Annotated in this window: 12 protein-coding genes; all 12 read left to right on the forward strand. The window is 26.3% G+C overall.

The genetic code is table 11. From position 1 onward, the window contains the following. Positions 1-204 precede the first annotated feature (204 nt). The 12 genes from KGF50_RS16265 (at position 205) to KGF50_RS16320 (ending at position 13,612) form a co-directional block, all read left to right on the forward strand. Positions 205-990, forward strand: coding sequence for a transporter substrate-binding domain-containing protein (locus KGF50_RS16265; RefSeq protein WP_227849036.1), 786 nt, complete (start codon positions 205-207; stop codon positions 988-990). Positions 991-999: 9 nt separating this feature from the next. Next, positions 1,000-1,665: an amino acid ABC transporter permease gene (locus KGF50_RS16270; RefSeq protein WP_227849037.1), complete on the forward strand. Its 666-nt coding sequence runs from the start codon at positions 1,000-1,002 to the stop codon at positions 1,663-1,665. Between the two features lie 306 nt (positions 1,666-1,971). Next, the gene (locus KGF50_RS16275) at positions 1,972-2,661 is read left to right on the forward strand and encodes a YczE/YyaS/YitT family protein (protein WP_227849038.1); all 690 of its coding nucleotides are present in this window, start codon (positions 1,972-1,974) and stop codon (positions 2,659-2,661) included. 431 nt (positions 2,662-3,092) lie between these two features. Further along, positions 3,093-3,632 (forward strand): helix-turn-helix domain-containing protein, encoded by a 540-nt coding sequence (locus tag KGF50_RS16280; protein WP_021383760.1) that lies wholly within the window; start codon positions 3,093-3,095, stop codon positions 3,630-3,632. An 18-nt stretch (positions 3,633-3,650) separates the two neighbouring features. After that, complete coding sequence (gene potA, locus KGF50_RS16285; protein ID WP_227849039.1) at positions 3,651-4,694, forward strand: spermidine/putrescine ABC transporter ATP-binding protein; 1,044 nt, start codon at positions 3,651-3,653, stop codon at positions 4,692-4,694. Between the two features lies 1 nt (position 4,695). Then, positions 4,696-5,532 carry an ABC transporter permease gene (locus tag KGF50_RS16290; RefSeq protein WP_227849040.1) on the forward strand — a complete coding sequence of 279 codons (837 nt, stop codon included), beginning with the start codon at positions 4,696-4,698 and terminating at the stop codon, positions 5,530-5,532. A 104-nt stretch (positions 5,533-5,636) separates the two neighbouring features. Next, entirely contained in the window at positions 5,637-6,311 is a 675-nt protein-coding gene (locus tag KGF50_RS16295; RefSeq protein ID WP_227436781.1) for an ABC transporter permease, read from the forward strand. After that, on the forward strand, positions 6,311-7,363 hold the full coding sequence (locus KGF50_RS16300) for a spermidine/putrescine ABC transporter substrate-binding protein (protein ID WP_227849041.1): 1,053 nt from the start codon (positions 6,311-6,313) through the stop codon (positions 7,361-7,363). Before KGF50_RS16295 ends, KGF50_RS16300 begins: the two co-directional genes overlap by 1 nt. Positions 7,364-7,699: 336 nt before the next feature. Then, on the forward strand, positions 7,700-8,548 hold the full coding sequence (locus KGF50_RS16305) for a diguanylate cyclase domain-containing protein (protein ID WP_227849042.1): 849 nt from the start codon (positions 7,700-7,702) through the stop codon (positions 8,546-8,548). After that, on the forward strand, positions 8,538-10,202 hold the full coding sequence (locus KGF50_RS16310; RefSeq protein ID WP_227849043.1) for a polysaccharide deacetylase family protein: 1,665 nt from the start codon (positions 8,538-8,540) through the stop codon (positions 10,200-10,202). Before KGF50_RS16305 ends, KGF50_RS16310 begins: the two co-directional genes overlap by 11 nt. Positions 10,203-10,251: 49 nt before the next feature. Then, entirely contained in the window at positions 10,252-11,508 is a 1,257-nt protein-coding gene (locus tag KGF50_RS16315) for a glycosyltransferase family 2 protein (protein WP_227849044.1), read from the forward strand. A gap of 22 nt (positions 11,509-11,530) precedes the next feature. Continuing rightward, complete coding sequence (locus KGF50_RS16320) at positions 11,531-13,612, forward strand: cellulose biosynthesis cyclic di-GMP-binding regulatory protein BcsB (RefSeq protein WP_227849045.1); 2,082 nt, start codon at positions 11,531-11,533, stop codon at positions 13,610-13,612. The last annotated feature ends 98 nt before the right edge of the window (positions 13,613-13,710 follow it).

Here is a 13,710-nt window from a genome sequence, read left to right on the forward strand (position 1 = left end):
GTATAATACGATTGTTCTGAGAGAAATGGGAAATAGGCTTATATTTTGTAGAAATGTCCATAAAAATGTATTTTTTTAATTTTATTTATATTAATTAACAAATCATTACATATAAATTTAAAAATTATAAATTTCAATAGGGGTATATTAAAATAAAGTCTAATTTCATGAACTAAAAATATCATTAAATATGGAGGGACTTTAATGTATTGGAAAAGAGCATTAAGTATATTAACAGTAGGAGTAGTTATTTGTGGTTTAGCAATAGGTTGTTCAAAAAAAGAAGAAAAGAAAGTTATTACAGTAGCAACAGGAGCAAAATATTATCCATTTAATTTTAGAGAAGATGGAAAAATGCAAGGTTTTGAAATTGATATATGGAATGAAATTGGCAAAAGATTGGATTCTGAAGTTAAATATGAAGTAAACAATGGGGATACAGGCGGATTACTTGGTATGGTAGATAGTGGTAAAGCAGATACAGCAGCTCAACAAATAAGTATAACACCAGAAAGGGAAGAAGTATATGATTTCACAGTACCATATGCTTATAATCCTTTAATGATAACTATTAGACCTGAAGATAAAGATAAGATAAAAAGTCTTGAAGATTTAAAAGGCAAAAAAGTTGAGGTTGGTGCAAACTCATCTGAGAGAGCCATAATGGAAGAAAAAAATAAAGACAATTCAATGGAATTAGTGTTTAATGATGGAGCAGATTCATATGAAAGTCTTGAACTTGGAAGATCTGATGCAAGAATAATTTCTGTTTCAGCTACAGCAGCTAGAAATAAAAAAGCGGGTTCAAACTTTATAGCTGTTGGAGAACCTATCTATGAAGAGATAAATGCATATCCATTTAAAAAAGATGAAAAATCAAAAGAATTAAAAGCTAAAGTTGACGAAGTAATAACAGCTATGAGAAAAGATGGAACTCTTACTGAAATTTCTAAAAAATGGTTTGGGGAAGATATAACAATTGAGAGATAGGTGAATTTTATGAGTTTAGATATATCATTTATGTTTAAAATTCTGCCAGAAATATTTATAGCATCTAAAGAAACAATAATAATTGCTTTGATATCTCTAGCACTATCTTTAGCAATAGCAATTGTAATGGCATTGATAAGCTATAATGAAGTTAAAGTATTAAATCAAATTGTTAAAGTGTATACATCAATTTTTAGAGGGACACCATTGCTAGTTCAATTGTATGCATTATATTTTGGATTACCAAGAGCTATTCCAGCACTTGTAGATATGTCTCCATTTACTGCAATAATAATTGCTTTATCAGTAAACATGTCAGCATATATGTCAGAAACTATAAGAGGAGCTATTTCCTCTGTTGATAGAGGACAATATGAAGCAGGGGCTTCTATAGGACTTACAAATGTACAAATATTTAGAAGAATAGTTATGCCACAGGCTATAAGAGTAGCTATACCTGCATTGTCTAATAACTTTGTAGATTTAATTAAGGGTTCATCATTAGCTTTTACTATAGGGGTAATAGAAATAATGGCAACAGCAAATTACAATGGTGGTAGTAAATATAAATATCTAGAAGCTTTCTTAGTAGCAGGATTTGTGTATTGGTTTATATTATTTGTATTTGGATTTATTCAAAAGAAAATAGAAGAAAAACTAAATGCTGCATATTAATAATAATATTACATAATAAAATAAAAGCTATTTAAATATAACAAACTATATTTAAATAGCTTTTATTATTTTATTATAAATAAAATTTAATATATAGTGTTTAATTATAGAAATATATAAATTATATCTTTAAAAAAATAATCTGAAAATTTGTAACCAAATTGTAATAAAATGGTAGTTATTTAGCATAAAATGATGTATCATAGAGTTATATTATAAAATTTATAAAATAGGATTTTTATAAGAAAACTGCTGACTTTTGGTATTTAAGGTGAGTAGTTAAATTATGTTTAGGAGGGGTAGATTTTGTTACAAAAAGTATTATGGAAATTTTCAAAGCTGGTTTTAGGTCTATTTATATGTTCAATTGGTATAGTATTGACGATAAATTGTAACCTTGGTTTATCTCCTTGGGATGTGTTTCATCAAGGTCTTTCAAATCATGTAGGAATAACTATAGGGACTGCCTCTATAATTGTAGGCTCTATAGTAGTTATAGCTGATGTTATTCTTGGTGAAAATGTAGGATGGGGAACTGTATTTAATATGTTATTAATTGGTTTTTTTATGGATTTACTTCTATATACTAACTTAATTCCAAAGACTGATAGTATATTAATAGGAATAATTATGTTGATTTTAGGTTTGGGACTTGTAGCTCTTGGAATGGTATTTTATATGGGAAGTGGTCTAGGAAGTGGACCTAGAGATGGTTTGATGGTTGCTCTTCAAAAGAAAACAGGCAAATCACTTAACTTAATAAGAGGAACTATAGAAGTTGGTGCATTAATAGTTGGATTTTTCTTAGGTGGAAAAGTTGGTATAGGGACTATAATAAGTGCATTTGGTCTAGGATATCTTACACAAATACTATTTAATTTGTTTAAATTAGATTGTAGTAAAATTAAACATAGATTTATAATAGATGATATAAAATTTATAAAATTGTATATGAGTGGAGATAAAAAACCTGCTACTCAAAATATGGTCAAATAGTTTAATAAAGAATTAATTAAAAGCCTATAGTAATTATAAAATAAGAATTTTCTTGTAAATATATAAATTTTCAAATATTAAAAGATATGGATTGCTAAAAAACTATAAAATATAGATTTTTAGCAATTTTTTATTTGCTTAACATATTCTAAGACTTTAAAAGCTTTTATATATGTTATATGAATCGATTTATTTATAATTAGAGATACTAAACTTTATAGATATTAATATAAACACATTCAAATTGTGTATTTTCAAAGCCTTTAAAACACTTGTATTTATTCTAACTAAAAAAATAAAAAAATTAGCAAAAAAGTATTGTATTATATCCAAATTTTATATATAATTACCTATGTTGTTTACAAATTTTAAACTCAATGTTTAGTAAACAAAATGTTTAGTAAAATAAAACAAAAACTAGGAGGTGCAACATGGATATAGGTGAAAAGATAAAAAGATTAAGAACAGAAAAACAACTGACCCAGGAAGAGTTAGCTAATAGATGTGAATTGTCAAAAGGATTTATTTCTCAACTAGAAAATAACTTAACATCACCATCCATAGCTACCCTTATAGATATACTTGAAATATTAGGTACAAATTTAAGGGAATTTTTTAATGAAATAGATGACGAAAGAATTAGTTTTACAAAAGAAGACATGTTTGAAACTGAAGACGAAGACTTAAAATATAAATTAAAGTGGTTAATTCCAAATTCACAAAAAAATGAAATGGAGCCAATAATAATAACATTGTATCCAGGTGGACAATATAAAGAAGAAAAGCCACATGAAGGTGAAGAATTTGGATATGTATTAGCAGGTTCAATATATGTTCATATAGGCGAAAAGAAAAATAAGGTAAAAAAAGGAGAAAGCTTTTACTTTAGACCAAGAGCAAATCACTATATATCGAACGAAGGTAAGACGACAGCAAAAGTGATTTGGGTAAGTACGCCACCATCATTTTAGAATAGAGGTGTTTAATAATTGGTAGAAAATATAATAGAATTAAGAGATATATCTAAGCATTATGAAGAACTTACTGTTTTAGATAATTTCAATTTAGATATAAAGAAAAATGAGTTTTTAACTTTACTTGGGCCAAGTGGATGTGGAAAGACCACTACATTAAAAATAATAGCAGGGTTTGAGTATGCTGATGATGGTAAAGTTTTATTTGAAGGGAAAGAAATAAATAATTTACAACCATATGAAAGACAAGTAAATACAGTCTTTCAAAAATATGCTTTATTTCCACACATGGATGTATATGAAAATGTAGCTTTTGGCTTAAAAATAAAAAAAACTCCAAAAGATATAATAGATACTAAAGTAAAAGAAATTTTAAAACTTGTTGCATTAGAAGGATTTGAAAGACGACAAGTAGATTCATTAAGTGGAGGTCAACAACAAAGAATTGCAATAGCAAGAGCTTTAGTAAATGAACCAAAAGTATTGTTGTTAGATGAGCCACTTGGAGCATTAGATTTAAAATTAAGACAAGAAATGCAAATAGAATTAAAAAGAATTCAAAAAAAATTAGGAATAACATTTGTATTTGTAACTCATGACCAAGAAGAAGCTCTTACTATGTCAGATACTATTGTTGTAATGTATAAAGGTAAAATACAACAAATGGGGACACCTCAAGACATATACAATGAGCCTAAAAATTCATTTGTAGCGAAGTTTATAGGTGAAAGTAATATATTTGATGGAATTATGATGGAAGATTATAAAGTAAATTTCTGTAATAGAGAGTTTGAATGTGTAGATAAAGGATTTGAAAAAAATGAAAATATAGAAGTAGTAATAAGACCAGAAGATATAAAAATGGTAAAGCCAGAAGAAGGAATGTTAAAAGGAAAAGTTACATCTACAGTATTTAAAGGAGTGCACTATGAAATAGAATTAAATGAAAATGGAAGATTGTGGATACTTCATAATACTAAAAATGCTGAAGTTGGAGTAGAACTAGGCATGGACATATATCCAGAAGACATCCATATAATGAGAAAAGAGAGTAACTAATATGAAGAAGAAATCTTTTTTAGCATATCCATATGTAGTTTGGAGTGCGATATTTGTAATAATTCCTTTAATACTAGTAGTATTTTTCAGTTTTACAAAAGACTCAAGTACAGGTTATGCGTTTACACTTGAGAATTATAAAGAAGTAATAGACCCTATATATATTAAAGTATTTGCTCGCTCTATTCTTTTAGCAGGAGTAGCTACATTGATATGTCTTATAGTTGGTTATCCAGTGGCATATATAATTTCAAAAGCTCATGTAAGTAGAAGAGGTTCATTAATACTGTTGTTTATTCTTCCTATGTGGATGAATTTTCTTTTAAGAACATATGCATGGGTGGCCATATTAGGAAAAAATGGACTTTTAAATACGTTTTTAGGATGGTTTGGAATACAGCCATTAGCAATTTTGTATACTAATGTTGCTATACTTTTAGGTATGGTATATAACTTTTTACCATTTATGGTTCTTCCAATATATACAGCACTTTCAAAGATGGATAATGATTTAATAAATGCTGCTCATGACTTAGGTGCAAATAACATGACAGTATTTAGAAAAATTATATTTCCTTTGAGTTTACCTGGTGTAATGTCTGGAATAACTATGGTATTTATGCCAGCAGTTACTACTTTTGCAATATCAAGACTGCTAGGTGGAGGTAAAATAATGCTAGTTGGAGATTTGATTGAACAACAATTCACTGTTGTTGGAGATTGGAACTTTGGCTCAGCTATATCAATATTTATGATGATAGTGATATTAATATCCATGTCGATAATGTCAAAATTTGGAGATGAATCTGACAAAGAAGGTGGTGGGTTACTATTTTAAAATTAAAGAAAATAACTTCTAATATATATTTAGCATTAGTATTCTTATTTTTGTATGCACCCATATTTGCCTTAGTGCTATTTTCTTTTAATGATTCAAAATCAATGGCAAGATGGAATGGATTTACATGGAAGTGGTATGGTCAATTACTTCAAAATGAAAGTATAATGAGTGCTTTATATTACACTGTTGTAATAGCTATACTAGCATCTGTAATATCAACAATAGTAGGAACTATAAGTGCTATAGGAATACATAAGATGAGAGGGAAGAGTAAAAAATTAATACTGAATGTAAACTACCTTCCTATTTTAAACACAGAGATAGTTACAGCAGTAGCCCTTATGAGTCTGTTTGTATTTGTAAAAATGGAATTCGGTTTTACAACAATGTTATTAGCACATATAATGTTTTGTTTGCCATATGTTATACTTTCAGTTTTACCAAAAATGAAGCAATTACCTGATAATATAGAAGATGCAGCCATGGACTTAGGAGCAACACCTATGTATGCTCTTAGAAAAGTAATTTTACCACAAATAAAGCCAGGTATAGTTTCTGGATTTTTAATTGCATTTACTATGTCAATAGACGACTTTATAATAAGTTTCTTTAATGCTGGAAATGGTGTAAGTAATCTTTCTATAGAAATCTATGGAATGGCTAGAAGAGGTATAAAGCCTGAAATAAATGCATTATCAACGATAATGTTTGCAGTGGTTTTAGGATTACTTCTATTGGCTAATAAAAAAGAATCTATAGTAAGGGGGACTAAATAATGATTAAGTTTAAGAAAATAATAGCCCTTGTAACTGTAGGTATGATTACAGCTACTTTATTTACAGGATGCAATAAATCAACAGATTCTACAAAGGTTCTAAATGTATATAATGTTGGTGATTATATAGATGAATCTCTTATAGATAAGTTTGAAAAAGAAACAGGAATAGAAGTTCAGTATTCAACTTATGATACTAATGAAATGATGTATCAAAAGGTTAAGAGTGGTAGTACTCATTATGATTTAGTTTTTCCATCGGATTATATGGTGGAAAAAATGAAAAATGAAGGTCTTTTGGAAAAAATAGATTTTAAAAACATACCTAATATGAAGTATTTAGATAAGAGTTTTTTAAATCCTGTATATGATGAAACTAACGAATATAGTGTTGCATATATGTGGGGTACTCTTGGAATATTATATAATAAAAAAGAAGTTAAAGAGCCTATAGATAGTTGGAATATACTTTGGAATCCAAAATATAAAGGGAACATGATGATGTTTGACTCTGTTAGAGATACTATAGGAATAACTCTTAAAAAATTAGGATATAGTATGAATAGTGTAAATCCAAAAGAGATAAATGAAGCAAAAAATCTTTTAATAAAGCAAAAAGATTTAGTCCTAGCATATGTAAATGATGAAGGAAAAGATAGATTATTAGGTGGAGAAGTTGCAATGGGGATGTTGTATTCTGGAGATGCAGTTACATTGATGGATCAAAATCCTGACCTTGACTATGCTATACCTAAAGAAGGTACGAACAAGTGGGTGGATGCTATGTGTGTACCTACAACAGCACAAAATAAAAAAGAAGCTGAGCTATTTATAAACTTCTTATTAGACCCAGAAAATGCGAAAGTAAATGCTGAGTACATTGGATATTCAACACCTAATACAGGAGCACTAAAGTTATTGGACCCAGAAATAACTAGCAATCCTGTTGCATATCCATCTAAAGATGTACTTGCTAAATGTGAAACTTTTGAAGATATTGGTGAAAATATCAAGTTATACGATAAGGCTTGGATAGAGTTAAAATCAAAATAGAGTATTATTTATTTAATAATATTTACTTAATAAAACTGTTCTTATTTAGAAATTATTTTCTAATTATTGAACAGTTTTATTTTTTTGCTTATATCTATATATGTATATGTTATAGATATATATAATTTATTTACTATGAATATATACATGATAATTATTTTAGAGATAAGCAAGTAGATAACAGTAATGTTAAATATTTGTTTTTTAATTGTTTATATACATATATAATTTGATTTATTTTTACTAAGTGAGAAATTTATTTAAATATTGATTTTAATAATAATTAGAAAAAATGGGCAACTTAATAAAATAATTGGAGGTGTAAATTTATAAAAAATGAATGGCACAAATAAAAAGATAGATTTATTAATGTTAAGTTTGTTTGTTTTTATATTTTTAATTGTTGGAATAGTAATACTGTCTATTAGAACAGAAAATAAATTGAATGTATTTATAATGCTATCAGTTATATTTTTTATAATAATGTTAACTTATTTATCAAACTCAGTAGTTGGTTTAATAACAAGTTCAATAATTATATTTATATATACTTCCTATATTTTATATAACAATATTACTCACAATATAGAAGTTGAGTTTATATCATATATATGGATAATAGCAATACCAATATCTTCAATTATAATGGGAAACATAAATAAAAATATAAATAAATTACAACTTACAAATATAAAATTAACGGAACAATATAAGGAACTAGTAACTATAGATAGTGAAACTGGGCTTAGAAACTTAAAAATTTTTTATAATGATGTAAATATGGAAATAAGTAAGTCGGTTAGACATACTACTACTTTTTCTCTTATGATAGTAAAACTACCATATTATGAAAACCTACAGACTATATTTGGTGAAAGTAAAACTAACAAAATAGTAAAATACATTAGTTCAAATATTGTAGAATGCACAAGAAATGAAGATATAATATACAGTTTACAAAAAGATATGATAGGAATACTGATGCCAAATACAGCATTAGAAGGTTCAAAAGTTGTTAGAGATAGGATAAAGAAAAGGATAAAAGAGTTAAACCTAGATTTAAATAATAAAGGAAAATATGTAAATATAGATGTGAAAATTGCAATTTTAGAGTATAGAGATACTTTTGGAGATAGTATAAATTTTAAGAATATAGTTGAAGAGGAATTGCAGTATGATGTTTAAAACTTACAATAAAAATTTATCTAAAGTGTTAATTGTATTTTTAATAGTATTGATAATGTCAAATTTTAATATACGCTCCTATGCAATAGAAACTTATTCTAATACAAATAAAGTGTTGGTCATCTATGATTCTAAGAAAGAAACATCTTACAATCGAGACATTTTGAAAATGGTAAGAACTTTATTAGGTAGATTTAGCTCAAATATCGAGTTATTAAAATTAAGCAACTATGATAATGAGATAAGTAAAACTTATTATAGTCATATATTTATTATAGGTATAAATGAAAATTCATATAGTAATGACGAAAAAACTAACACCTTAATTAATTCATTAGATTCCTATAAAGGAGTCATCTGTTGGTTAGGGTATGGTATAGAAAATTTGTTGGAATATAAGAAATATAATTTAGAATATATAAAAAAAACAAATAATATAAACAGTGTAACTTATAAAGGTAAAGAGTATAACTTAGATGAACAATATTTATTTAATATTGTAAAATCAACAGATAAAAATAGTAAAATTATAGGAACTATTAGTGATACAGTAAATGAATATCCGTATATTGTAAATGATAAAAATCTTTTCTATGTGTCAAAGTTGGATTTAGATGGTGTTTTATTTTATATATTTTGTGATTCACTAAATGATGTGTTTAATGTTAAAACCTTCAATAAAGGTCGTATATTTGTAAGAATAGAAGATGTACATGCATTTAGAGAACCAAAAGAGTTAATAAAAATAGCTGACTATTTAAGCAACAAGAACATACCATTTACAATCGCTTTGATACCAGCCTATGTAAATCCTAAAAATCATAAGATAACTACTTTATCAGAGAGCCCTGAGATTGTAAAAGCAGTAAAATATATGCAAGATAAGGGTGGGACAGTGATATTACATGGATACACCCATCAATATAAAAATGAAGAAGTTTCTGGAGAAGGATATGAATTTTGGGATGGTGAAAAAGATGAGCCATTAAAAGAAAATATGAAAGTTTTTGTAAAAGATAGAGTTTTAAAAGGGCTTAGAATATGTATAGAAAATGGGATTTATCCTCTTGCATTTGAAGCTCCTCATTATGCAATAGAATCTGAAGGATATAAAGAATTAAAAAAATATTTTTCTACTTATGTGGGACAACAACAAAATAATGATAAAAAATTTAGTACAAATACATATCCCTACGTTATTAGGGATACAGAAGAGTTTAATATATTTATACCTGAGAATTTGGGATATATAGACCCAGAGGATAAGTTTACTTTTCAAAATATAAAAGAAAATTTAGATATAGTATCTATTGTCAGAGGTTTTAGTGGTGGTTTTTTCTTTCATTCGTACTTAGATATAAAATACTTGAAAGATACAGTAGAATATCTAGAAAAACAAAATATAGAGTTTATGAATTTAAGAGATTTTGACAATTGGGTAAAGGTTGATGACATACAAATAAGAAATAATGGTAATGAAATTAAAGTCAACTATGATAGAAATTTAGAAAAAAATAAAGAAGATGAAACTATATTTAAATCTATATCTAAAATGAGCAAAATTTTAATATCAATAGTATCTATAAGTGTTTTAGTTTTTGTAATTATATTTATATATTTTAAAAAAATAGATAAAAAGAAATTTTTAAAATAAAAAATCTTAGATGAAGTGCTAATATTTAAAAAGATTTTAGGAGAATTTTATGAGAGGATTAAATGTATCAGAGTATCTATTTATATTTAGTTTATTTAGTATATGGTCTTTACTACTTATAAATATAGTTTTAGCTATGGGGGGATATTTATTTTATTTTAAGAACTTTGATAAAAAAATAAAAAAAATTAATAGATATCCAATGGTGTCAATACTTGTTCCTGCTCATAATGAAGCAAAGGTAATAGGTAGGACTGTAGAATCTTTACTGCTACTTAATTATCCTAAAGATAAAATGGAACTTATTGTGATAAATGACAATTCTTCTGATAATAGTAGAGAAATTTTAGAAAGCATAAAGAGTAAATATAAAAACTATAATTTTACTATTATAAATACAGATAGCACAACTGGAGGTAAGGGAAAATCAAATGCATTAAATATTGGATATAAAATTTCAAAAGGAGAGTTTATAGCAGTCTATGATGCAGATAACACTCCAGATAGAGATGCACTTAGGTATTTAATACAAACAATAGTTATAGATGATGAATTAGGTGCTGTTATTGGAAAGTTTAGAACTAGAAATAAAAGTAAAAATCTATTGACGAAATTTATAAATATAGAAACTTTAAGCTTTCAATGGATGTCTCAAGCTGGTAGATGGCAATTATTTAATTTATGTACAATACCAGGAACTAACTTTATATTGAGAAAAAGTATTATAGAAGAAATTGGGGGATGGGATAGCAAAGCAATTGCAGAAGATACAGAAATTAGCTTTAGAATATATAAGTTAGGATATAAGATAAAGCTTGTGCCACAGTCGATAACATGGGAACAGGAACCAGAAACCATTAAAGTTTGGATAAAGCAAAGGACTAGATGGGCAAAAGGTAATATATACGTTTTAATGAAATATATAAAAAATATATTTAAACAAGGGAAAAATAAAATTGTATTTGATATAGCCTACTTTTTTTCTGTATATTTTCTATTTTTAACATCTGTTATTATCTCAGATATTTTATTTGTTTTAAGTGTATTTAAATTAATAGAGATTTCTATTCCAATCAACTTTATCATAATATGGATACTATCATACATTTTATTTATCATAGAAGTGAGTATAAGCTTAACTATAGAAAAAGGTGAGGCTACAATTGAGAATATATTTATAGTAGCAATTATGTATTTTACATATTCTCAACTATGGCTATTTGTTGCTATAAAAGGAATGGTAGAGTATTTAAAAGATATAATTTTTAAAAGAGAAGTCAAGTGGTATAAAACGGAAAGATTTTAATTCATGTACAGGAGGTATCAACATGAAGAAATTTGTTGTATTAATTGTATCCTTAGTATTGTTTTTTTCAAATATCGCATTTGTAGATGAAGTAAAAGCTGATGAAACTAAAGTCAAAAATTATAAGTTTGAAAGAGATGTAACTATTGATGGAGTTATAGGGAGCAATAGTACTTTTTTTGAAGTAAATAAAAATTGGGACATTGAGGAAGTGTTATTCAATCTTAATTTTAGTAAAAGTCAAATATTAAATGGAGATATTTCAAGTTTAACTATATTAATAAATAATGTACCAATAAAATCGATTAAACTAAATGCCAAAAAAGATTATAAAGATACATTAAAAATATTAATACCAAAAGATTATATAATACAAGGATATAATGAAATAAAAGTAAAAACATATAAAACAATATCTGATAAAATATGTCAAGATGATTCTAACACTGGAAACTGGATGGTTATTCACAAGGAATCTTATACATCAATTAAATATAAGCAGAAAAAATTGGGCAATTCAATAAATGAGTATCCGTATCCGTATATAGAAATTGAAGAAAATTTTAAGTTAGATACAACTTTAGTAGTTCCAGATAATATGAGTAGAGGCGAATCTACAGCTGTGTTTAATTTAGCATCAGAATTTGGAAAAATAACACAGAATGATAAGTTACAGTTTGATGTTAAATTATATTCAGAAATGAAGAACTGGTCAGATGATAACATTATATATATTGGTAAACCTGAAAATACGGCAGAAGAAATCTTAAATACTCTAAGTACAAAGGAACAAACTTTATTATCTTCAAATTGTATAATTAAACAGATAGATTCTCCTTATAATAAGAATAAGAAGATGCTGGTAGTAATAGGTAGTAATGAAGAGGACTTAATAAAAGCATCAAATTTATTGATAGACAATAGACTTTCCAACCAAATTTTATCATCATCAATACTTGTAAATAAAGATACTAATATAAAGACTGATGGTGAACAAGAATTAAATTTAGGTCATATGACTTTAGAAGACCTCGGATATACAGATATTTTGTTGGAAGGTGCATTTAGTCAACAAGCTTTATTTGATGTCAAAATACCAAAAGGAAGAAAGTTAGATAATGGTTCAAAGATTGTTTTAAATTTAAGATATTCTGATAATTTGGATTTTGACAAATCATTAGTTACAGTGTATATAAATGATGTTGTTGTAGGAAGTAAAAAATTAGATAGGTCATATTCAGACAATGACAAGTTAGAATTAAAAATACCTAAAGATATAGATAATAAAAACTACTATCAAGTTAAGCTGGTTTTTAATTTAAGTATAAAAAATTTAAATTGTGTTACAAGAGAAAGTAATAATCCTTGGGCATACGTGTCAAATAACTCTTATTTGGAATTAGCAACGAAAGAGAATCAGTCACTGAGTTTTGAAAGTTATCCATATCCATTTATTAAGAATAATAAGTTTAATGATTTAACTGTGGTAATGCCAGATTATTCAGGGTCCCAAGCAATGACATGGATGTCTAGACTAGGTGTTAATTTAGGTGCAAATATGAATTCGCATGAGGGAAACATAAATGTAATTAGAGGTAAAGAGTTTAGCAATAAGTATAAGGATACTAATATTATAGTTTTTGGAGTACCACTTAACAACTCTGTTATAAAGATGATAAATAGTAACTTAAATATAAAGTTCAATAAAAACTATTCTAACCTTTTATCAAATGACAAGATAAGCTTTATTGACAATTATGGTAAAAATATTTCATCAATACAATTGATAAAATCACCTTACAATAATCAAAAAAATATTATGGTAATCAGTTCAATAGATGAAAAAAATTTATATTTAGGAATGAATTATTTATTAAATAAAAGTCAAGTCAATGATTTAAAAGGAGATACATTAACAATTGATGAATATGGAGAAGTAAAAGATTTAACTTATAATACAAAAATAAATAAAGAAATGAAAGATTCAAGTAGAGAATTGAATATAAGTAAAACAACTAAGGTTTTTTTTGTTGTTTCTTTTATTGTTATAATTGTGGCTGTAATTCTATCAATATTATTTATAAAGAAATATAAAAGAAGATAATGAAGTAAACTTATTATTTTAAAACGAGGTATATGATTTGAATAAAAATGTAAACAAATTTAAATTTAAGAAAAATATTTTAATCTTAGGAATTATTT

It is taken from the genome of Clostridioides sp. ZZV15-6598 (genome assembly GCF_020657705.1).
Taxonomy (GTDB): domain Bacteria; phylum Bacillota; class Clostridia; order Peptostreptococcales; family Peptostreptococcaceae; genus Clostridioides; species Clostridioides difficile_F.